The sequence below is a fragment of the Herbiconiux sp. FW305-C-125 genome (assembly GCF_058783455.1).
The window spans coordinates 935,675-957,907 of sequence record NZ_JBYSYO010000001.1 but is presented as its reverse complement, the minus strand read 5'-3'; the positions used below and the strand labels follow the sequence as shown (position 1 = coordinate 957,907).

The 22,233-nt window shown below is 69.0% G+C and carries 18 protein-coding genes; 10 read left to right on the top strand and 8 right to left on the bottom strand.

The features are described 5' to 3' along the window. Positions 1-22: 22 nt before the first annotated feature. Genes AC3WLB_RS04910 through AC3WLB_RS04890 form a run of 5 tightly spaced genes read right to left on the bottom strand, consistent with a single transcriptional unit; the run spans position 23 to position 4,698 of the window. On the bottom strand, positions 23-589 hold the full coding sequence (locus tag AC3WLB_RS04910) for a hypothetical protein (RefSeq protein WP_492503811.1): 567 nt from the start codon (positions 587-589) through the stop codon (positions 23-25). 38 nt (positions 590-627) lie between these two features. Continuing rightward, entirely contained in the window at positions 628-1,464 is an 837-nt protein-coding gene (locus tag AC3WLB_RS04905; protein ID WP_022894878.1) for a branched-chain amino acid ABC transporter ATP-binding protein, read from the bottom strand. Beyond that, positions 1,461-2,417 carry an ABC transporter ATP-binding protein gene (locus AC3WLB_RS04900; RefSeq protein WP_492503809.1) on the bottom strand — a complete coding sequence of 319 codons (957 nt, stop codon included), beginning with the start codon at positions 2,415-2,417 and terminating at the stop codon, positions 1,461-1,463. Before AC3WLB_RS04900 ends, AC3WLB_RS04905 begins: the two co-directional genes overlap by 4 nt. Continuing rightward, on the bottom strand, positions 2,410-3,387 hold the full coding sequence (locus AC3WLB_RS04895; protein ID WP_022894880.1) for a branched-chain amino acid ABC transporter permease: 978 nt from the start codon (positions 3,385-3,387) through the stop codon (positions 2,410-2,412). The genes AC3WLB_RS04900 and AC3WLB_RS04895 overlap by 8 nt, the downstream gene beginning before the upstream one ends. A 12-nt stretch (positions 3,388-3,399) precedes the next feature. Next, on the bottom strand, positions 3,400-4,698 hold the full coding sequence (locus AC3WLB_RS04890) for a branched-chain amino acid ABC transporter permease (protein ID WP_492504666.1): 1,299 nt from the start codon (positions 4,696-4,698) through the stop codon (positions 3,400-3,402). A 252-nt stretch (positions 4,699-4,950) separates the two neighbouring features. Here AC3WLB_RS04890 and guaB point away from each other — a divergent pair, with 252 nt between their 5' ends. After that, positions 4,951-6,453 (top strand): IMP dehydrogenase, encoded by a 1,503-nt coding sequence (gene guaB / locus AC3WLB_RS04885; RefSeq protein WP_492503806.1) that lies wholly within the window; start codon positions 4,951-4,953, stop codon positions 6,451-6,453. 142 nt (positions 6,454-6,595) lie between these two features. Here the strand turns inward: guaB and AC3WLB_RS04880 are convergent, their stop codons facing one another. Then, entirely contained in the window at positions 6,596-8,554 is a 1,959-nt protein-coding gene (locus AC3WLB_RS04880; RefSeq protein WP_492503804.1) for an NHL repeat-containing protein, read from the bottom strand. 62 nt (positions 8,555-8,616) lie between these two features. Between AC3WLB_RS04880 and AC3WLB_RS04875 the strand changes: the two genes are divergently transcribed. The 7 genes from AC3WLB_RS04875 (at position 8,617) to guaA (ending at position 16,574) form a co-directional block, all read left to right on the top strand. Continuing rightward, positions 8,617-9,735: a GuaB3 family IMP dehydrogenase-related protein gene (locus AC3WLB_RS04875; protein WP_492503802.1), complete on the top strand. Its 1,119-nt coding sequence runs from the start codon at positions 8,617-8,619 to the stop codon at positions 9,733-9,735. Between the two features lie 51 nt (positions 9,736-9,786). Next, entirely contained in the window at positions 9,787-11,517 is a 1,731-nt protein-coding gene (locus tag AC3WLB_RS04870) for a glycerol-3-phosphate dehydrogenase/oxidase (protein WP_492503800.1), read from the top strand. A 145-nt stretch (positions 11,518-11,662) separates the two neighbouring features. Beyond that, entirely contained in the window at positions 11,663-12,193 is a 531-nt protein-coding gene (locus AC3WLB_RS04865) for a cation:proton antiporter regulatory subunit (protein ID WP_492503798.1), read from the top strand. Between the two features lie 12 nt (positions 12,194-12,205). Then, positions 12,206-13,711: a cation:proton antiporter gene (locus tag AC3WLB_RS04860; RefSeq protein WP_492503796.1), complete on the top strand. Its 1,506-nt coding sequence runs from the start codon at positions 12,206-12,208 to the stop codon at positions 13,709-13,711. Continuing rightward, the gene (locus tag AC3WLB_RS04855; RefSeq protein WP_492503794.1) at positions 13,708-14,529 is read left to right on the top strand and encodes an SURF1 family protein; all 822 of its coding nucleotides are present in this window, start codon (positions 13,708-13,710) and stop codon (positions 14,527-14,529) included. The genes AC3WLB_RS04860 and AC3WLB_RS04855 overlap by 4 nt, the downstream gene beginning before the upstream one ends. A 4-nt stretch (positions 14,530-14,533) precedes the next feature. Continuing rightward, the gene (locus AC3WLB_RS04850) at positions 14,534-14,983 is read left to right on the top strand and encodes a DUF3817 domain-containing protein (RefSeq protein WP_022897987.1); all 450 of its coding nucleotides are present in this window, start codon (positions 14,534-14,536) and stop codon (positions 14,981-14,983) included. After that, positions 14,979-16,574 (top strand): glutamine-hydrolyzing GMP synthase, encoded by a 1,596-nt coding sequence (gene guaA, locus AC3WLB_RS04845; RefSeq protein ID WP_492504664.1) that lies wholly within the window; start codon positions 14,979-14,981, stop codon positions 16,572-16,574. Before AC3WLB_RS04850 ends, guaA begins: the two co-directional genes overlap by 5 nt. On the opposite strand, the gene AC3WLB_RS04840 is transcribed toward guaA, so the two are convergent. Both AC3WLB_RS04840 and AC3WLB_RS04835 read right to left on the bottom strand, forming a co-directional pair. Further along, positions 16,558-17,661, bottom strand: a complete 1,104-nt coding sequence (locus tag AC3WLB_RS04840) for a DUF418 domain-containing protein (RefSeq protein ID WP_492503792.1) — start codon at positions 17,659-17,661, stop codon at positions 16,558-16,560. The two genes, guaA and AC3WLB_RS04840, sit on opposite strands and share 17 nt — an antisense overlap. A gap of 54 nt (positions 17,662-17,715) precedes the next feature. Beyond that, on the bottom strand, positions 17,716-18,546 hold the full coding sequence (locus AC3WLB_RS04835) for a Bax inhibitor-1/YccA family protein (protein ID WP_492503790.1): 831 nt from the start codon (positions 18,544-18,546) through the stop codon (positions 17,716-17,718). Between the two features lie 150 nt (positions 18,547-18,696). Between AC3WLB_RS04835 and AC3WLB_RS04830 the strand changes: the two genes are divergently transcribed. Both AC3WLB_RS04830 and AC3WLB_RS04825 read left to right on the top strand, forming a co-directional pair. Then, positions 18,697-19,731, top strand: a complete 1,035-nt coding sequence (locus tag AC3WLB_RS04830) for a glycerophosphodiester phosphodiesterase family protein (protein ID WP_492504662.1) — start codon at positions 18,697-18,699, stop codon at positions 19,729-19,731. 12 nt (positions 19,732-19,743) lie between these two features. Then, the gene (locus AC3WLB_RS04825) at positions 19,744-22,179 is read left to right on the top strand and encodes an ATP-dependent helicase (protein WP_492503788.1); all 2,436 of its coding nucleotides are present in this window, start codon (positions 19,744-19,746) and stop codon (positions 22,177-22,179) included. The last annotated feature ends 54 nt before the right edge of the window (positions 22,180-22,233 follow it).

Here is a 22,233-nt window from a genome sequence, read left to right as displayed (position 1 = left end):
CACGGCACCGGGCGCACGCCGGCTACGCCGACAGCAGCCACCAGGCGCGATGCCACTCGGCCGGCGACGAGAAGTCGAACGGATCGACGATCTCCATCCGTGACGGGGTGAGCAGGTACCCGGAGACGGTGCCATCGGCGTGCCGGTAGTTGCCCGCCTCGACGTATGCCCCCGCGATCTCGCCACGGAACCGCCGCAGCGCCCGGCCACCGCCGTCGGAGAAGCGCAGCCCGGGTAGGCTCGGCTCGTCGGCCCCGCGCTCGTAGACGAGGCCGTTGCGGGCCGCGAAGGCGGCGAGACGGTACTCCAGCAGACAGGTGCGCGCCGCGGTGGCCCGGGCGCAGACGAGGGCACCGACCGCCGCCCCGGCGCTGAGCGCCGCCCCGAGGGCGATCAGCCGTGCATCCGCCCCTGTGGAGGCGAGAGCAACCGTCAGGGCCGCCGACACCGTCATCAGGGCCGTGTAACTCACCCCGCCGAGGCAGGGCCGCACCCGCACCGGCGGACCGCTCACGCGGGCGCACCCACGGCGGTAGGCGCGCAACTCGTACGGGTCGGCGGTGGAGAGCAGGGGAGCGGTGTCGAGCATCAGATGAGAATACCTCATCTGAGTCACAACTGGCGGTGTCAGTGCCCCTGATCGGCGGCGAGCGTGCCCAGGTACAGTTCGATCACCTTCGGGTCTTTCATCAGCTCGCGGCCGGTGCCGGTGTAGGCATCGCGGCCCTGGTCGAGCACGTAGGCGCGGTCGCAGATCTGCAGGCAGCGCCGGGCGTTCTGCTCCACCATGATGACGGAGACGCCGGCGCGGTTGATCTGGTGCACCCGCATGAACGTCTCGTCCTGCCGGACGGGGGAGAGACCGGCGGACGGCTCGTCGAGCAGCAGCACCGAGGGCTCCATCATGAGGGCGCGCCCCATGGCCACCATCTGGCGTTCACCGCCCGAGAGCGAGCCCGCCCGCTGCTTGCGCCGCTTGCCGAGCTCGGGGAACAGGGTGGTGACGAAGTCGAACCGCTCGGCGAAGATCGACGGCTTCTGGAACAGCCCCATCTCGAGGTTCTCCTCGATGGTGAGGCTCGGGAAGACGTTGTTGTTCTGCGGCACCATGCCGACGCCCTTGGAGACGAGCTTGTTGGCCTTGAGGCCGGTGATGTCCTCGCCCTTCAGCAGCACGCGGCCGCCACGGATCCTGATCTGCCCGAAGATCGCCTTCAGCACCGTCGACTTGCCGGCGCCGTTCGGGCCGATGATGCCGATGAGCTCGCCCGGGTAGGCCTCGATCGTGCAGCCGTTCAGGATGTTCACGCCGGGCAAGTAGCCGCCCACGAGGTCTTCCGTCTTCAGCACGGCCTCGCCCCGGTCAGTGGGTGCGAGCGTGTGGGTGGCGCGCTGCGGCGCAGACGACTCCTCGGCGAGCAGGTTCGTCTCGGCGTTCTTCTCGTTCGGGTTCTCGTCGGTCATGACTTCTCCTCGCCGTAGCCGGATTCGCCGGCCTCCGGATGCGCTTCATGCGCCTTGCGCTCGGCCTCGAGCACGGGGTTCGGGCCGTCTTCCATCAGGTCGCCCAGGTCTTCGTCGTGGTGCGCGCCGAGATAGGCGTCGATCACGGCGGGGTCTTTCATGACCGTCTCGGGCGGGCCCTCGGCCACCACCCGGCCCTCGGCCATGACGACCACCCAGTCGGAGATGTGGGTGACCATGTGCATGTCGTGCTCCACGAAGAGCACGGTGGTGCCGTCGGACTTCAGGTTCTTGATGTGCCCGAGCAGCGACTGGGTCAGCGCCGGGTTCACGCCCGCCATCGGTTCGTCGAGCATGATGAGGCGCGGGTTCGACATCAGTGCGCGCGCCATCTCGAGGAGCTTCCGCTGGCCGCCGGACAGGGAGGCCGCGTAGTCCTCGCGCTTGGCGTCGAGCTTGAAGCGGGCGAGGAGCTCGTCGGCGCGAGCCGTGTTCTCCTCCTCCTGCTTGCGCCAGATGCCCTTGAACAGCGACGCGAAGAGCTTCTCGCCCTTCTGGCCGGTGGCGCCCAGCAGCATGTTCTGCAGCACCGACAGGCGCCCGAGCGACTTCGTGAGCTGGAAGGTGCGCACCATGCCGGCGCGCGCCACCTTGAACGCCGGTACGCCCGCGAGCGACGTGCCGTCGAACTCCCAGGTGCCGGTGTTGGGCTTGTCGAAGCCGGTGAGCAGGTTGAACATCGTCGTCTTACCGGCACCGTTCGGGCCGATCAGGGCGGTGATCTGCCCACGCGGGATCTCGAGGTGGTCGACGTCGACGGCCTTGAGTCCGCCGAACTGCCGCGTCACATGGTCGGCGATGACGATGGGGTCGACCTTCGCGCATCCGGGGCCCACCTCGCCCTTGACGAGCGGGTGGCTGGAGACGACGGCGGCGGATTCTGGATTAGACACTGAAGGACAGCTCCTTCTTGTTTCCGAAGATGCCTTGCGGCCTGAAGATGACGAGGAGCATCAGCGCGACACCCACGAGGATGAAGCGGATCTGGCCCGCCTGGGTGGTCGAGACGAAGCTCAGGGCGCCCGACTCGATGGCGCCGTACAGGATGCCCTGGGTGAGCGAGAGCACGACCCAGAAGATCATCGAACCGACGATCGGGCCGAAGATGGTGGCCGCGCCGCCGAGGAGCATGATCGTCCAGATGAAGAAGGTGAGGCCGGTGGTGTAGTTCGCCGGCTGCACCGCTCGGGGCAGGATGAAGATGATGCCGGCGATCGAGCCGAGACCGCCACCGATGATGAGGGCCTGCATCTTGTAGGCGTACACGTTCTTGCCGAGCGAGCGCACCGCATCCTCGTCTTCACGGATGCCCTTCACCACGCGGCCCCAGGGGCTCCGCATGAGCAGCCACACCAGAACGCTCGCGAGCGCCACGAGCACCCAGCCGACGATGCGCACCCACCAGTCGTACTGGTTGTAGACGAACGGCCCGAAACCGTAGGTGCCCTCCGGGATGGGGTTGATGGCGGCGAAGGTGCCCTTGAACCCGGAGAGGCCGTTCGCGGCGCCGGTGAAGTCGGTGAGCCCCGTCGTGGTGACGATGTACCGCACCACCTCGGCCGCCGCGATCGTGACGATGGCCAGGTAGTCGGCTCTCAGCCGGAGCGTCGGGATGCCCAGGATGAACGCGAAGATCACCGAGCACACGATCGCGCAGAGGATGGCGACGATGAGCGGCGCACCCGCGAGCGTCGGGATGGCGAAGGCGTACGCGCCGATCAGCAGGAACGCGGCCTGACCGAAGTTCAGCAGACCCGTGTAGCCGAAGTGGATGCCGAGACCGATGGCGGCGAGCGCGTAGGCCGCGGTCGTCGGGCTGATGATCTCGCCGACGGCATTGCCGAAGATGTTTCCCCAGTCCATGTGTCGCCTCCCTTAACCGATTCGTTCTTTGCGGCCGAGGATGCCCTGGGGTCGCACGAGCAGCACCACGATGAGCACCACGAGGGCCGCCGCGTACTTGAGGTCGGCCGGGATGAAGAGCGTCGAGAGCTCGACGAACAGTCCGACCACGAGCGAACCGACGAGGGCGCCGTAGGCCGAACCGAGCCCGCCGAGGGTGACCGCGGCGAACATCAACAGCAGCACCTGGAAGCCCATGTCCCAGGAGACCTGGCGGTAGAGGCCGAGCATGACGCCCGCCAGCGCGGCGAGCGCTCCGGCGAGCACCCAGACGATGCGGATGATGCGGTCGACGTCGATGCCGGATGCCGCGGCGAGCGACGGGTTGTCCGACACCGCGCGGGTGGCCTTGCCGATGCGGGTGCGGGTGAGGAAGAGGCCGACCAGCACGAGCACCACGATCGAGATGACCATGCTGAGGATCGACCCGGTGGTGATGCGCACGGGGCCGAGCACCACCGCATCCGAGAGGCCCACGCTCATGGTCTTCGTGTCGCCGCCGATGAAGAAGAGGTAGAGGTAGCGCAGGGCGATCGCGAGACCGATGCTCACGATCATCGCCTGCACGAGCCTCACCCCCTTGCGTCTCAAGGGTTTCCAGAGCAACCAGTCCTGCAGGTAGCCGAAGACGCCGCCGAGCACGAGGGCGATGAGCATGGCCACGAAGATGTTGATGCCGAGGATGACCGCGACGATCCAGGCGATGATGGCGCCGAAGGTCACCATCTCGCCGTGCGCGAAGTTGTTGAGGCCGGTGGTGCCGAAGATGAGGGTGATGCCGATGGCGGCCAGCGCGATCAGCAGCCCGAAGTTGAGGCCGGCGGCGAGACGTTGCAGGAACTGCTCGAAGAAGCCGGTGGTCTGGCGGGTGTCGACGCCGAGCGGGAAGGATCGGGTGATCGTGTTGGTCTGCCACTCCGTCGCGGCAACCTCGGCGGTGTCGCGGTCGGGGTCGCGGAGCGTGACGCCGTCAGGCAGGGTGTCGGCGTCGAGGGTGACCGTGTAGTCGCCCTTGCCGGGCACCACGACCGACCAGCGGCCCGTGTCGTCGGTGGTCGCGGTCTCGCTGAAGCCGCTGCCCTCCACCGTGATCTCGGCGCCTTCGACGAGCGTGTCGCCGTCGCGCAGGATGCCGCCGATCGTGTACGTGGTGGTGAAATCACCGGAGTCGGTGGGTGCCGGTGTCGGCGCCGGGGTCTCGGTGGCCTGTGCCGAGAAGGCTGCGGAGCCGAGAACGACACCCAGGCACAGCGCGAGCGCGGCGAGGATCATCGTGGTCAACCGGACTCCACGTCCGAGACGGATACCTGTGAGCAAAAGACAGCACCTCCTGGTAGGAGATCAACGGGTGCAGCGCTGATCTCCGTGCCGATGGTCGAGCGACTTTGGACGACCATACAGTCGATTTGTGTCCACCGTGTTTCAACTGGCCACCTGAATCGACGTTCGTCATTTCTACACGGAATAGCGCCGACCGCCTAACGGTTACCATGAGAACGACAAATGGCGCGTGAGGGAGAAGCAATGGACCAGCCGGATCCGTTCGGTTTCGTGGGATTGACGTACGACGACGTGATGCTTCTTCCCGGCCATACCGACGTGATTCCGAGCGAGGCCGACACGACCTCGCGGCTCACCAAGCGCATCCAGGTCGCCACACCGCTGCTCTCGGCGGCGATGGACACCGTGACCGAGTCGCGCATGGCGGTGGCCATGGCCCGCCAGGGCGGGCTCGGTGTGCTGCACCGCAACCTCTCGATCATCGACCAGGCCGAGCAGGTCGACCGGGTCAAGCGGAGCGAGTCCGGCATGGTCACCGACCCGGTCACCACGACGCCCGACGCGACCGTGGCCGAGGTCGACGCGCTCTGCGGCGTGTACCGCGTGTCGGGGCTCCCGGTCGTCGACGGCAGCGGTGTGCTGGTGGGCATCATCACCAACCGTGACATGCGCTTCGTGTCGCAGTTCGAGAAGTCGACCACTCTGGTGCGCGACGTGATGACCCCCATGCCCCTGATCACGGCGCGCGTGGGCGTCGACCCCGATGACGCGGTCGCCATCTTCGCACAGCACAAGATCGAGAAGTTACCCATCGTGGATGACGCGGGCCGGTTGTCCGGTCTCATCACGGTGAAAGACTTCGACAAGAGCGAGAAGTACCCGAACGCCACGAAGGATGCGGCGGGGCGGCTGCGCGTGGGCGCCGCGATCGGCTTCTTCGGCGACGCCTGGCAGCGCGCCACCAACCTCCTCGACGCAGGCGTCGACGTGATCGTGGTCGACACCGCGAACGGTGACAGCGCGGGCGTGCTCGACATCATCCGCCGGCTGAAGAACGACCCGGCGTTCGCCGAGGTCGACGTCATCGGCGGCAACGTGGCCACCCGGTCGGGCGCGCAGGCGCTGGTCGACGCGGGCGCGGACGCCATCAAGGTGGGCGTGGGCCCGGGCTCCATCTGCACCACGCGGGTGGTGGCCGGTGTCGGCGTTCCGCAGGTGACCGCCGTGTACGAGGCGTCGCTCGCGGCGCGCGAGTCCGGCGTGCCCGTGATCGCCGACGGCGGTCTGCAGTACTCGGGCGACATCGCGAAGGCGCTCGTCGCCGGTGCTGACACCGTCATGCTCGGCTCGCTGCTCGCCGGCTGCGACGAGAGCCCGGGCGACCTGGTGTTCGTCAACGGCAAGCAGTTCAAGAACTACCGCGGCATGGGCTCGCTGGGCGCGCTGCAGACCCGTGGTGAGAAGACGTCGTACTCGAAGGACCGCTACTTCCAGTCGGATGTGCCCTCCGACGACAAGCTGATCGCCGAGGGCATCGAGGGCCAAGTGCCGTACCGCGGCCCGCTCGCGAACGTCGCCTACCAGCTGGCCGGAGGCTTGCGGCAGTCGATGTTCTACACCGGCGCCCGCACCATCCCCGAACTCAAGGCCAAGGGCAAGTTCGTGCGCATCACGCCGGCCGGGCTCAAGGAGTCGCACCCGCACGACGTGCAGATGGTGGTGGAGGCGCCGAACTACCGCCGCTGAAACTGTTGCTCGTGTGAAGCGGGGCGGGTTCTCACTCCAGGCCTAGGGGTTGCGCTGCGCGCAAAGGCGGCCTGGAGCGAGAACCCGCCCCGCTTCACTTCGCTCGCTTCGCATCGGGTTCGGCTGGGTGGGGAATGAGGGGTCAGGTGCCGGGGACGGGGGTGGCCAGGCCCAGGTAGGCGACGATCTCGTGGCCGCCGGGGTTGGTCTGGACGGGCTCGAGGAGCCAGTTGTTGGTGACCCAGACGTTGCCCGAGGGGTCGATGGCGACGCCGGTGCTGCGGTCGAGGCCGTCGAAGGAGTAACCCGTGTCATCGGGGGAGATGGGGTCTCCCGTGGCGGAGCCGGGCGGGCAGGTGGACGGCTGGAAGCCGCAGAACTCCACCAGGCGCTGGCCCGAGAACTCGGCCACCCAGACGTTGCCGGAGCCGTCGGTCGCGATACCCCACGGCGTGCTCGCGCCGCCACCGGAGAACGGGCCGGTGAGGGTGCCGGTGGCCGCGTCGATGTACGAGACCGAGCCCGTCGCATCCGGCCTGACCTGCGGTCGATCGGGGCAGGGCAGCGTGATGGCGCCCGAGTTGGCGATCCACACGTTGCCCGCGTCGTCGGCGGCGATGCCCATCGGCCGGTCGAGGCCCCCGCCCGAGAAGGGGCTGCCGGGCAGCGGGGTGCCGTCGCGGTCCAGCACCGCGACCGTGCTCGACGCGGTGCCGGTGGCGAAGATGCTGGTGCCGTTGTCGACCAGCCCGAACGCCTGGTCGAGGCCCAGGTCGCCGATGGTGCGCGCCTTGGTGGGGTCGGCATCCGGATACACGGTGAGAGTGCTCGTGTTGCAGTTGGCGAACCAGACCGAGCCCTCGTCGTCGAAGATCGTGCCCTGCGGCCAGTTCAGCGCGCCGGCGGTGATGCCGCTGCCGTCGGTGAGTGCGGTGCCGTCGGCGGTGAAGATCGAGACGCTGTTGTGCGGCGGCTGGTCGGCGGTCGGGCAGCCGGGGTCGGGCGCGGCGAAGCCGTAGTTCGACACCCAGACGTCGCTCGTGGCGGGATTGATGGCCACGCCGAAGCCGGAGCCGCTGAGGCCGCCCCCGGTGTACGGCGACCCGTCGGTGAACTGACCGGTGGGGGAGAACTTGAAGAGCTCGTCGCTGGAGCACACGCCCACGTGGGGGTCGGCGCCGTACTGGTAGTTGTTGTTCACCCAGAGGTTGCCGTCGCTGTCGATCGCGAAGTTGCCCGGCCCGTCGAGCGACTGCCCGTCGCCGTCGAAGCGGAGGGCGAGCGTCCACGCATCCGGCGCCGTGGCGAGACCGGGCTGGCTCGGCAGCGCGCCCTGCTGGGCGAGGTCGAACAAGGGAACGACGGCGCTCGCGGGACTCTTGGCGATGGCGGCGAAGGCCCGGAACGTGTCGACCGGCGTGTCACCACCCGCGGGTGTGGCGGCGGTGAGCAGCTCGGCGCAGGCGCCGTCGTCGGCCACGCAGGCCGCGAGCATGCCGACCAGTGACTGGAAGGCCGGCAGCGTCGACGTCTCGGAGCCGTTGGGGGAGGAGGAGATGACGGTGGCGAGCTCCCCGGTGTGCGGGTCGACGAGGTTCCCCGCCATGGCCGCCGAGTTCTGCACGCCGGGAGCGGTGCCCTCGACGCCGTCGGCGCCCACGAACTGGGCCATCGCGAATCCGGTGGCCACGGTGGTGCGCTCGTTCACCGCGACCGCGGAGAGATTCTCGGGCGCCGAAGGATCGGCGATCACGGCAGCCAAGACGGCCTTCTGCGCCGTGCCCTCGGGTGTGGCGACGAGGTAGATCACGGCGTCGTCGTCGACCGTGTCGCTCGACAGCGGCACCGTGAAAGCGCCGCCCTCGGCGGTGTCGGCGCGCCCGAGGGGCGTCGGCTGCCGGTCGGCGTCGCCCGATTCAAAAGCGGTCACCGTCCAGCCGTCGGCCTGCGGATGCGTGGCCAGCGGCGCGACCACACCGCTCACGGTCGCGGCGGCGGCCGACTCGGTGCTGCAGGCGGCGAGGCCGGCTCCGGCCAGTGCCAGCACCGCCGTCGCCGTGATCAGGGAGCGGACGGATCGCCGGGTGCGCGTTTCAGGCATGAATTCCCCCAATTCCGACCCGAGTCTATGGGCCGAGAGGCCTCTCGATAGGATGAGTTGTGATGGAAATTGAAATCGGCCGGGCCAAGCGTGGCCGTCGCGTCTACGCCTTCGACGACATCGCGGTGGTGCCGTCGCGGCGCACCCGCGACCCGCAGGACGTCTCGGTGAACTGGTCGATCGACGCCTACCACTTCGACATCCCGGTGCTCGCCGCCCCGATGGACTCCGTCGTCTCGCCCCGCACCGCGATCATGATCGGGCAGCTCGGCGGCCTCGGCGTGCTCGACCTCGAGGGCCTGTGGACCAGGTACGACGACCCCGAGCCGCTGCTCGAGGAGATCCGCACGCTGCCCGAGGGCAAAGCCACGCAGCGCATGCAGGAGATCTACGCCGAGCCGATCAAGCCCGAGCTCGTCACCGCGCGGCTCGCCGAGATCCGCGCCTCCGGTGTAACCGTCGCCGGCGCCCTCTCGCCGCAGCGCACCCAGGAGCTCTACGAGACGGTGGTGGCCGCCGGTGTCGACCTCTTCGTCATCCGTGGCACCACCGTGTCGGCCGAGCACGTCTCGAAGACCGTCGAGCCGCTGAACCTCAAGAAGTTCATCTACGAACTCGACGTGCCCGTCATCGTGGGCGGCGCCGCCACCTACACGGCGGCGCTGCACCTCATGCGCACGGGAGCGGCGGGCGTGCTGGTCGGTTTCGGCGGGGGAGCCGCGTCGACCACGCGCGCGACCCTCGGCATCCATGCCCCGATGGCGACGGCGGTGGCGGATGTCGCGGGGGCCCGCCGCGACTACATGGACGAGTCGGGCGGCCGCTACGTGCACGTCATCGCCGACGGCGGTCTCGGCACCTCCGGCGACGTCGTCAAGGCCATCGCGATGGGTGCCGACGCCGTGATGCTCGGCACCGCCCTGGCCCGCGCCGAGGACGCGCCCGGCGGCGGCTGGCACTGGGGCCCGGAGGCGCACCACTCGCAGCTACCGCGTGGCAACCGCGTGCACGTGGGCCAGGTGGCGCCGCTCGAGCAGATCCTCTACGGCCCCTCGCCCGTTGCCGACGGCACCGCCAACCTCATCGGCGCCCTGCGCCGGTCGATGGCCACCACCGGGTACTCCGACCTCAAGGAGTTCCAGCGCATCGAAGTGGTTGTGGCTCCGTACCGGGTTCATTAGCGTGAGAGGGGACGGAGCTGGCTCCTATGCTCTGCGACGAAGGAGAGTCCCATGGCCACGAAGAGCTCGGTTTCCCATTCGACGAAGATCGGCCCGGAAGAGCGGGCAGCGGCGATCGAGACGCTCAAGGCCAAGGAGCTCGACATCCTCGTGGTCGGCGGCGGCATCGTCGGCACCGGCAGCGCCCTGGATGCGGTGACCCGGGGCCTGCGCGTCGGCCTGGTCGAGGCGCGGGACTGGGCATCCGGCACCTCGAGCCGCTCGTCGAAGCTCGTGCACGGAGGCATTCGTTACCTCGAACAGCTCGACTTCCGGCTGGTGCGCGAGGCGCTCATCGAGCGCGGACTGCTGCTGCAGCGCATCGCCCCGCACCTCGTGAAGCCGGTGCGCTTCCTCTACCCACTGAACAAGCGGGTGTTCGAGCGGGCCTACATCGGCGCCGGCATGCTGCTGTACGACATCTTCAGTTACTCGGGCGGTCGGCCGCCCGGGGTGCCGCATCACAAGCACCTCTCCCGGCGTCAGGTGCAGCAGCTCATCCCGAGCCTGTCGAAGAACGCGCTGATCGGCGGCATCACCTACTACGACGCGCAGGTCGACGACGCGCGGTACGTCGCGAGCCTCGCCCGCACGGCGGCCTCCTACGGGGCGCACGTCGCCAGCCGGGTGCGGGTGGAGGGCTTCGTCAAGGTCGGCCAGCGCGTGGTCGGCGTGCAGGCGCACGACCTCGAGACCGGGGAGCGCTTCGAGATCCGCGCCAAGCAGGTCGTGAACGCCACCGGCGTGTGGACGGATGAGACGCAGGCCATGGTGGGCGAACGCGGCCAGTTCAAGGTGCGCGCGTCGAAGGGCATCCACCTCGTGGTGCCGCGCGACCGGTTCCAGGGCAAGGCCGGGCTGCTGCTGCGCACCGAGAAGAGTGTGCTGTTCGTCATCCCGTGGGGGCGGCACTGGCTGATCGGCACCACCGACACCGACTGGCACCTCGACAAGGCGCACCCGGCCGCGACCGCCGCCGACATCGACTACCTGCTCGAGCACGTCAATAAGGTGCTCGCCGTGCCGCTCACCCGCGAAGACGTCGAGGGCGTGTACGCAGGGCTCCGGCCGCTGCTCGCGGGCGAGAGCGACCAGACCTCGAAGCTCTCGCGCGAGCACCTGGTGGCGCACTCGGTGCCCGGCCTGGTGGTGATCGCGGGCGGCAAGTGGACGACCTACCGGGTGATGGCGAAGGATGCGATCGACGCGGCGGTCTCGGCCCTCGACGGCAAGATCTCGCCGTCGGTGACGCAGGACATCGCGCTCCTGGGCGCGGAGGGCTACCAGGCCGCCTGGAACAAGCGCGCCAAGATCGCCCGCAAGTTCGGGGTGCACACGGTGCGGATCGAGCACCTGCTGAATCGCTACGGCACGCTCACCGACGAACTGCTCGACCTCATCTCGGCCGACCCGACGCTCGCCGACCCGCTGCCCGGCGCCGACGACTACATCGGCGCCGAGGTGGTCTACGCCGCCTCGCACGAGAGCGCGCTGCACCTGGACGACGTGCTCGCCCGGCGCACCCGTATCTCGATCGAGGCATGGGACCGCGGGGTGTCGGCGGCGCCGGTGGCCGCGCGCCTGATGGGCGGCGTCCTGGGCTGGGACGAGGAGACCACCGAGCGCGAGGTCGCCTTCTACCTCGAGCGGGTCGCGGCCGAGCGAGCCAGCCAGGAGCAGCCAGACGACGAGTCGGCCGAGCGGATCCGGCTGGAGGCGCCCGACATCGTGCCGGGGGACTGACGGGCACGTGGCGCGGCGTCGCGGTCGTGCACAGGGCCGGGAATGGCATCCGTTCTCCACAGGCTGACTCCTCACGGCGGGCGCACGAGCCGGCGGGCCTAAAATAGGAGTATCGCAATCGCGAATCTTCTAGAGGAGTCAGCACATGGTGGACGTTCGGCGAGTGAAGCTTCCCGGAGTGGGGGTGCTGCACACCTTCTACACCTCAGACGGCGGGAAGGTGGGCGTGATCGCCCACCGGTCCGGGCACAGCGACCTCATCACGTTCGCCGACGACGACGACGGGCCCGACGTGAACAAGGTGTCGCTGCGGCTGTCCGAAGACGAGGCGCACACCCTGGCCGAGTTGCTGGGTGGCACCCAGATCACCGAGTCGCTCACAGCGCTCGACCAGATCCCCGGCCTCAGCATCGACTGGTTCACGGTCGACTACGAAGACCACATCGCCGGGCAGCCGCTCGGCAGCCCGGCCGAGCGAGGCATCGCGGGCCTCACCGTGGTGGCGGTGGTGCGCGGCGAGTCCACGAATCCGGCCCCCGCGCCCGACTTCAAGGTGTTCCCCGGCGACACCCTCGTGGTGGCGGGTTCGCCCGAGAAGGTGGCGAAGGCGTTCAACTTCTTCCGCACCGGGTCTGCCAAGCCGAAGGTCGCGGTCGACGGTCCGCCCGGAAACTAGACGGCGCGGCGAATGCACCTAGGCCCCGACCTCCTCGTCCTCGGCGTCCTCTTCGTCATCGCCTATGTCCTCGGGCGGCTGGGTAAGTCCATCGGGCTGCCCGCGATCCCGATCTACATGGTCGTCGGCCTCCTCGCGAGCCCGTACTTCGGCTGGTTCCCGATCAACTTCGTGCACGGGGACTACATCGAGCTGATCGCCGTCTTCGGGTTGATCCTGCTGCTGTTCAACCTCGGGCTGGAGTTCGACCAGGACGAGTTCTTCGGCAACGCCGGCAAGCTCATCATCTCCGGCGGCTCGTACATCGCCATCAACATGGTGGTGGGCTTCGGCTTCGGGTTCCTGGTGGGCTGGGGCACCCGCGAGGCGCTCGTCATCGCCGGCATCACCGCGACCTCGTCGAGCGCCATCGTCACGAAGCTGCTGATCGAGCTGAACCGGCTGGCGAACCGTGAGACGCCGATGATCCTCGGTGTCACCGTCGTCGAAGACGTGTTCATCGCCATCTACCTGGCGATCGTGTCGGTCGTGCTCTCGGGCGAGACCGAGATCTGGCCCGTGGTGGGCAAGCTCGTCATCTCCTTCGTCTTCCTCGTCGTGATGTTCGCGGTCGCGCGCTGGGGCGGCAGGTTCGTCTCGCGCATCTTCCGCACGAAAGACGACGAGCTGTTCACCATCCTGTTCTTCGGCCTGGCGATCATGTTCGGCGGCCTCGGCGAGATCCTCGGGGTGACGGATGCGATCGGCGCGTTCCTCATCGGCCTGGTGCTCGGTGCCACCCGCTACCGCAACAAGATCGAGAACATCGCCATCCCGCTGCGTGACGTGTTCGGCGCGTTCTTCTTCCTGAACTTCGGGCTCGGGCTCGACCCGTCGAAGTTCCCGCAGGTCATCGTGCCGGTGGTCATCGCGGTGGGGCTCACGATGGCGCTCAACATCATCGCCGGCCAGTTCGTCGCCTGGCTGAACGGCCTGGGGCCGCAGGCCGGCATCAACACCGCCGCCATCCTGCAGAACCGCGGCGAGTTCGCGCTCATCCTCGCGACCCTCGCGCTGGCTGCGGGGCTCGACGAACGCATCCAGCCCTTCGCCGGGTTGTACGTGCTCATCATGGCCATCGCCGGGCCCATCCTGGCCGTGAACTCGGAGCGCATCGGCGCCGTCGTGCTGCGCACCAAGCGCAAGCAGGCCGTGGCCAAGGCGCGCTCGGCCGAGGCGGCCGAGGCGATCGCGCTGATGGAGGGGGAGACCCGCGGCGATCGGCTCGGGGAGCCCGAGGAGATCCCGGCGGCGTACGGCGGCGGGCCGAACACCGGTTCGGGCAACGGCGGTGCGGGAACCGTGCCGGGCGCACGGTCGGCGGCGGCCGCATCCGCGCTCGATGCCGACACCGGACTCGATCTCGGCGACGAGGGCGATCTCGCCGAGCCCGACCGCGCGAACGTCGAGCGGCTGATCGAGCAGGCCATGCAGCAGTCCGACGAAGCGAACCCCCGAGCGAGAGACAGCGAATATTGAGCATCTTCAGCGTCATGCGGCGGCCGCGCTGGATCGCGACACTGGTGCTGGCCCTTGCGGTGGCCAGCGGCTTCGCGGCGCTCGGGCAGTGGCAGCTCGGGCGCGCGGTGGCCACCGGCACCGTCGTGAACGACCAGACGGAGCAGGTGCGGCCGCTGGCCGATGTGGCCGAGCCGCAGACGCCCGTCGTCGAGACGCAGGCGGCGCAGCGGGTCAGCGTTCCCGGGCGGTTCGTGGCCAGCGGCTACGACGTGCTGGGTGACCGGCTGAACGACGGAACGCCGGGGTTCTGGGTGATCGGCCAGTTCCGTGTCGACAGCCCCGCCGACACCTACCTCGCGGTCGCGCTGGGCTGGACGACGAGCGCCGACACCGCCCTCGCCACCGCCCGGGCGCTCGCCGACGATGCCGGCGCCTCCGTCTCCGAGACGCTCGTGGGCCGCTACCTGCCCACGGAGGCGCCGACGGTCGACGACGACGAGAAGCCGTTGGCCGGCGTGCAGTCGCTCGCGGGCGGGCCGTTGCAGACCGCCATGTCGGTCGCGACGCTCATCAACCAGTGGAGCGAGTTCGACCAGGCGGCCGACGTCTACGGCGGGTACGTCGTGGCCGACAGCCCGCCGGCCGGGCTCGATGCCATCTCGTCGCCCGAACCCCAGCGCTCGGTGGAGCTGAACTGGCTGAACATCTTCTACGCCGCCGAGTGGGTGGTGTTCGCCGGCTTCGCGATCTACCTCTGGTACCGCCTCGTCCGCGACACCTGGGAGCGCGAGCAGGAGGAAGCCGCCGATGCCGCTCCGGATGCGCGGGTAGGCTAGATCCATGGCCCTCGAACCCAAAATGAAGGACTTCCCGCGCATCCGCGGGGCCCTGAAGTTCTACCAGGTCGCCTCCGTCATCACGGGAACGCTGCTGCTGCTGCTCTGCGCCGAGATGCTGCTCAAGTACACGCCGATCGCCCTCGAACTCGAGCTCGGCGGCCCGCACGGCTTCCTCGCCCTGGTGCCCGCCGGGACGACGGTGGCGGTGAACCTGAGCCTCGGCATCCTGATCGTGCACGGCTGGTTCTACGTCGTCTACCTGTTCTCCGACTTCCGGCTGTGGAGCCTCATGCGGTGGCCGTTCCTGCGCTTCATCGTCATCGCCCTGGGTGGCGTCATCCCGTTCCTGTCGTTCTTCCTCGAGGCGCGCATCGCCCGCGAGGTCAAGGCCTACCTGGCCCGCCGTGAGGCCGAGGCCACCGCACCCGAGACCGTGGAGGCATCCCATTAGCGGTTCAGACACCCCCGCCCACGACGAGCTGACCCGGCCGGTTCTGGTCGTCGACTTCGGCGCCCAGTACGCACAGCTGATCGCGCGCCGCGTGCGCGAGGCGAGCGTCTACTCCGAGATCGTGCCGCATGACATCAGTGCGGCCGAGGTGGCGGCGAAGAACCCGGTGGGCATCGTGCTCTCCGGCGGCCCGTCGAGCGTCTACGAGCCCGGGGCGCCCGCCTTCGACTCGGCGATCTTCGACCTCGGCGTGCCGGTGATGGGCATCTGCTACGGCTTCCAGGTGATGGCGCGTGCCCTCGGCGGCGAGGTCGCGCAGACCGGCGCCCGCGAGTACGGGTCGACCGACATGGCCATCGACGGCGACGGCGGGTCGCTCCTGGGCGAGCAGCCCCCCGCACAGACGGTGTGGATGAGCCACGGCGACTCGGTGGTACAGGCGCCGGAGGGCTTCGAGGTGCTGGCGAGCACGGCATCCACCCCGGTCGCCGCGTTCGCGAACCCCGACCGCCGTCTGTACGGCGTGCAATGGCACCCCGAGGTGAAGCACACGCAGTTCGGGCAGAACCTCATCGAGAACTTCCTGCACCGCGCAGCCGGCATCCCGGCCGACTGGAACCCGGGCAACGTCATCGCCGATCAGGTCGCTGCCATCCAGGCTCAGGTGGGCACCGGCCGCGTCATCTGCGCCCTCTCCGGCGGGGTCGACTCGGCGGTGGCCGGCGCACTCGTGCACAAGGCCGTCGGTGACCAGCTGGTCTGCGTCTTCGTCGACCACGGCCTGCTGCGGCAGGACGAGCGGCGTCAGGTCGAGGAGGACTACGTCAAGTCGACCGGCGTGCGACTCATCACGATCGATGCTCGCGAGCAGTTCCTCTCGGCGCTCGCCGGCGTGAGCGACCCGGAGCAGAAGCGCAAGATCATCGGGCGTGAGTTCATCCGCACCTTCGAGCAGGCGCAGGCCGAGCTCGTGGCCGAGGCGGCGGCCGACGGTGACCCCATCCGGTTCCTGGTGCAGGGCACGCTCTACCCCGACGTCGTCGAGTCGGGCGGGGGCAGCGGCACCGCCAACATCAAGAGCCACCACAACGTGGGGGGATTGCCCGAAGACCTGCAGTTCGAGCTGGTCGAGCCCCTGCGCGCCCTGTTCAAAGACGAGGTCCGGGCCATCGGCCGCGAGCTCGGTCTGCCGGAGGAGATCGTGAGCCGGCAGCCGTTCCCCGGGCCCGGTCTCGGCATCCGCATCGTCGGCGAGGTGACCTTCGAGCGTCTGGAGCTTCTGCGCAAGGCGGATGCGATCGTGCGCGCCGAGCTGAGCGCCGCCGGGCTCGACGCCGAGATCTGGCAGTGCCCCGTGGTGCTGCTGGCCGACGTGCGCTCGGTGGGCGTGCAGGGCGACGGCCGCACCTACGGGCATCCGATCGTGCTTCGCCCGGTGTCGAGCGAAGACGCGATGACCGCCGACTGGACGCGTGTGCCCTACGACGTGCTCGCCCGCATCTCGAATCGCATCACCAACGAGGTGGAGGGCGTCAACCGGGTGGTGCTCGACGTCACGTCGAAGCCGCCGGGCACTATCGAGTGGGAGTGACCTCCGGCGCCCGTGGTGGAGTTCTCCGCCACGGGCGCTGTGTCGTCAGCCGGCTGACGAGCCATTCGAGCGGGCCCTGCTCGAATCGCAGCCGCCACAGGCTGGTGAGCACGAGCGTGGGCACGGCGAGGGCGAAGAACAGCGGCAGGCTCTGCCAGGCCAGGTAGCCGACGTCGTCGGCGTTCTCGATGACGGCCCAGATGACGACGATCTGCGCGCAGTAGACCGTGAGCGGCATCGAACCGGCGGAGGAGAGCGGCCAGAGCAGGCGGTCGGTGGTGCGGCGTACGCGGTCGGGTGAGGACTCCGAGAGCCACACCAGCGCGCCGATCACGGCCACGGCGACACCCCCGGAGGCGAGCACCTCCGCGGTGCTGTCGTCGTGGGCGAAAACCGGGTTTCCGACGAGGGCGGCGATCAGATAGCCCGCCGTGGCCACAACCGAGCCCACGACCACGAGTGCGACCTGAACCGTGAGGCGCCGGATGCCTGTGCGCGCGATGAGCAGGCCGATCGCGAGGTAGGCGAGCCACACCGGTGCCGGGTACGTGCCGTCGACCCAGCGCTCGGGGAAGTACAGCCAGGCGCCGTCGAGCACGTGCCGGGCTTCGGCCGAGGCTCCGTCGATCGCGGCGGTCACGGCGTCGACGACGATCGGGCCGAGCAGAGCGGCGGCTGCCGCGACGGTCGCGATGAGCCAGCGAGGCGCGTAGATCAATGGGAGCGCGAGGAGGAAGAGGAACCCGTAGGTGTCGAGGATGATGGCGATCGGGGTGCCGAAGGCGGTGAGCGCGATACCGAGGGCGATGAGCACCAGGGCGCGCACGGCGACGACGCGGGCGGCGCGGCCCCGGGCATCCGGTGCCACTCCGCGCGTGCCGCCCGTCATGAGTCCGAGCGAGACGCCCGCGATGGTGGCGAAGAGGATCGAGGAGCGGCCGTCGAAGACGGTCTCGGCGTCGGTCTCGGGCACGGTGTGAGCCACGAGCATGCCGAGGAGGGCGAGGCCGCGGGCGACGTCGAGGCCGACGATGCGGGTCGAGCGCGGTGCCGAGCTGGTCGTGAAACGCGGAACGGGGCCATCCATCAGGATGACCCCGTTCTCTCGATGTTTCCGGGTGGCTGCGTCTGCGTCAGCGCGTCAGCTGCGGAAGATGGCGATGATGCGCAGCAGCTCGAGGTAGAGCCACACCAGCGTCAGCACCAGGCCGAAGGCGCCCGACCAGCCGTACTTGCGCGGGGCTCCCGACTCCACGCCGCGCTTGATGGCGTCGAAGTCGAGCACGAGCGAGTAGGCGGCGAGCAGCACCGCGAACAGGCCGATGACGATGCCGAGCGGGATGCCGAAGATGACGGCGCCGCGCAGGCCCCACGGGTCGGTGACGACACCCGTGATCATGAGCACGAAGTTGAGCAGCGAGAACAGCCCGTAGCCGACGATCGCGATGAGGAAGACCTTCGTGGCCCGCTTGGACGCCCGGATCTTGCCGCTCGCGAACAGCGCCAGCGTTACCGCGAACACGGCGAGGGTGGCGAGCACGGCCTGGAGCACGATGCCCGACCACCGTGACTCGAAGAAGCCGGAGATGGCGCCGACGGCGAGGCCTTCGAAGGCGGCGTAGAGCAGGATGAGCGGAACCGACGGCTCGCGACGGAACGCGTTGATCAGGCCGAAGACGAGGCCGCCGATCACACCGCCGATCATGAGGCCGAAGCCGAGCACCGTGGGCACGGGGTAGTTCGCGAGGAAGCCCACCGCCGCCGTGGCCAGCAGCACCACGAACATCAGAGCGGTCTTGACGATGGTGTCGTCGTAGCTCATACGATCGGTCTGCGACGGCGTCGCGGCCGGGCGGTCGTACATGTCCTGCAGACCCTCGGCCGAGATGGTCGGGACCTGAGCCGCAGCGCCCTTGCCGTTGAACACCGGATTTTTCGCGAAGGCGGGGTTACTGGAGGTCGGTTCAGCCATGTCAGTCTCTTCTGTGTGGGGAACGTGAACGTGGACACTTCCAACTTAGTCCACCCTCACCAGGAACTCTCTGGTAGTCCGCCGAATTCCCGCCGTATACCGGGCTGGATACCGTTCCGCGTCAGCCGGTCGGCGTAGCGTGTCAGCGTGATGGATTCCGCGCGTGCACAGCCCCTCGTCATCGGCCACCGCGGCGCGAGCGGCTACCGGCCGGAACACACGGCGTCGGCCTACGAGCTCGCGTTCGCCCTCGGGGCGGACGCCGTGGAGCCCGACGTGGTGGTCTCGCGGGACGGCGTGCCCGTGGTGCGGCACGAGAACGAGATCTCGGGCACGACGGATGTCGCCGCGCATCCGGAGTTCGCCGGCCGACGGTGCACCAAGGAGGTCGACGGGCAGGCAGTGACGGGGTGGTTCGTCGAGGACTTCACCTGGGCGGAGCTGCAGACCCTGCGGGCGCGGGAACGACTGCCCGCGTTGCGCGCGTCGAGCGCCAGCTTCGACGGGCGGTTCGGGCTGCTGCGGCTGGCGGATGTGCTGCGCATCGTCGACGAGGTGGGGGAGGGGTCGCCCGGTAGTGCACCCCTCGCTGTGGTGGAGGTGAAGCATGCCAGCTACTTCGCCTCGATCGGGTTGCCGATCGGCGAGATCGTCGCGGCGGAGCTCGCGGCCGCGGGCTGGGGCGCGCAGCCGGAGCGACTCGTGATCGAGAGTTTCGAGAAGACGGTGCTGCTGGAGTTGCGTCGTCTCGGGGTTCCCGCGACCTACACCTACCTCCTCGAGGCGGCGGGGGCTCCGTTCGACGTGGTGGCGCGGGAGGGGGGTGCCGCCGCCGAGTACGCCTCGCACCTCACCGACGCGGGGCTCGCGGCGCTCGTGGGCGAGGTGGACGGCATCAGCGTCGACAAGGCGATCATCATGCCGCGCGACCTCGCGGGGGCGTCGCATCGCACCTCGGATGTGGTCGCGCGCGCCCATGCCGCCGGGCTCTCGGTGTTCACCTGGACGCTCCGCGCCGAGAACCGGTTTCTGCCCCGGAACTACCGGACGGGGCACGACAAAGCGGCGTTCGGGCGCTGGGAGGAGGAGTTCCGGGCCATCATGGCGACCGGGGTCGACGGGGTGTTCGCCGACCAGCCCGATCTCGCGGTCTCGGCACGCGGCGGTGTCGGTGGCGCGGCCTAAACTTGGGGCAGCATGAGCGACACCACTGAAACCACTCCCCGGATCACGCCCGTCGTGGTCGGCCACGCCGGTGCGGATGCGGGCGACGACCAGCTGCTCGAGGGCCTCAATCCCGAACAGCGCGAGGCGGTCGTCTACCGGGGCCCGGCGCTCCTCATCGTCGCCGGCGCAGGCAGTGGCAAGACCCGGGTGCTCACCCACCGCATCGCGAGCCTGATCAAGGGCGGCGAGGCCTGGCCGAGCCAGATCCTCGCCATCACCTTCACGAACAAGGCGGCCGCCGAGATGCGCGAGCGCGTGGGGCAACTGCTCGGCCGGGTGGCGGAGGGCATGTGGATCTCCACCTTCCACTCGGCGTGTGTGCGCATCCTGCGCCGTGAAGCCGAGAACTTCGGGTTCACGAAGAGCTTCACGATCTACGACTCGCAAGACGCGCGCGCGTTGGTGAAGCGCATCATCAAAGACCTTCAGGCCGACACCTTCGGGTTCACCGTCGCGCAGGTCACCGGCAAGATCTCGAAGCTCAAGAACGAGCTGACCGACGCCGAGAGCTATGCCCGTCAGGCGAACTTCTCCGACCCGAACGACGCGATGTTCGTCGAGATGTTCCGGGCCTACTCGCGGGCGCTGCGCGACGCCAACGCGTTCGACTTCGACGACCTGATCAGCCAGACGGTGTTCCTGTTCCGGGCCTTCCCGCAGGTGGCGGAGAAGTATCAGCGGCGGTTCCGGCACATCCTGGTCGACGAGTACCAAGACACCAACCATGCGCAGTACGCGCTCATCCGCGAGCTCACCAAGCCGCCGGAGTCGAACGAGCTGGCGGGCATCGCCGCGTTCGGTGGCGGCGGGGCGTCGCTGACGGTGGTGGGCGACTCGGATCAGTCGATCTACGCGTTCCGTGGGGCCGACATCCGCAACATCGTCGAGTTCGAGCGCGACTTCCCGGGCGCGCAGGTGATTCTGCTGGAGCAGAACTACCGGTCGACGCAGAACATCCTGTCGGCGGCGAACGCCGTCATCTCGAACAACTTCGATCGCAAAGACAAGAAGTTGTGGACGGCGGTGGGCGACGGCGAGAAGATCGTCGGCTTCACCGGCTACTCGGGGCACGACGAGGCGCAGTTCGTGGCCGACGAGATCGCGAAGCTGCACGAGAGCGGCACGCCGTACAACCAGATCGCGGTGTTCTACCGCACGAACTCGCAGACCCGAGCGTTGGAGGAGATCTTCATCCGGTCGGCGCTGCCGTATCGGGTGCTGGGCGGCACGAAGTTCTACGAGCGCGCCGAGATCAAAGACGCGATGGCCTACCTCACCTCGGTCGCGAATCCGTTCGACGGGCTGGCGCTGCGGCGCATCCTGAACACCCCGAAGCGCGGGATCGGGCCGGCCACCGAGACGCAGCTCGCCTCCTTCGCCGAGCGCGAGAACGTGAGCTACCGGGAGGCCATGCGTCGTGCCGCGGAGCTGGGGCTCGGGCCGAAGGTGACGGGCGCCATCCTGCAGCTGGCCGCGTTGCTCGACGAGGCGACCGAGCTGGTCGACCCCGAGCGGCTCGGCGGGCAGGCGCCCGTGAGCGAGGTGCTCGCGCTGCTGATGGAGAAGAGCGGGTACGTCGCGAGTCTGCGGGCGACCCGCGACCCGCAGGACGAGGCGCGGGCCGAGAACGTGGAGGAGCTCCTCGCCGTCACCAAGGAGTTCAACCGCAACAACCCTGACGGCACGTTGCTCGACTTCCTCACCGAGGTGTCGCTCGTGGCGGCGGTCGACGATCTCGACGACTCGAGCGGAACGGTGTCGCTCATGACGCTGCACACCGCCAAGGGGCTGGAGTACGACGCCGTGTTCCTCACCGGTGTGGAGGAGGATCTGCTGCCGCACCGCATGTCGGCCGGCGAGCCGGGCGGGCCTGCCGAGGAACGGCGGCTGTTCTACGTGGGCATCACGCGGGCGAAGAAGCGGCTCTTCCTGTCGCTCGCGATGACGAGGGCGCAGTTCGGGGAGACGGCGGTGGCGATGCCGAGCCGGTACCTGCAGGAGATTCCGGCGGAACTGATCGAGTGGATTCAGTCGCCCGGCATGGCGACGTCGCGTGGTGGAACCGAGCCCCGTGCGCTCAACGCCGGGCGCGGGCGCGGCGGGTACGGATCGGGGTCGGGCGGGTCTGGCTCTGGCGGGTCTCGTTGGAATTCCGACTCGGGGTACGGCATTCCGCCGGGGCCGCCGCGACCGAAGACGGAGTGGGCCAACCGGGTCACCGGCCAGGTGCGCGACAACGGCGACCTCGAGTTGCAACCTGGTGACCGCATCCGGCACACCGACTTCGGCGAAGGCCGCGTGAACCAGGTGACCGGCGAGGGCGCGAAGCGCGTCGCCCACGTGCAGTTCGAGGCGGCGGGCCCGAAGAAGCTCCTCATCAAGATCGCCCCGATCGAGAAGCTGTAGCGCCGACCCGCCTGCCCGCCCCTGTCCCGGGTGCCGCGCGCGCCGCTGGGTTCG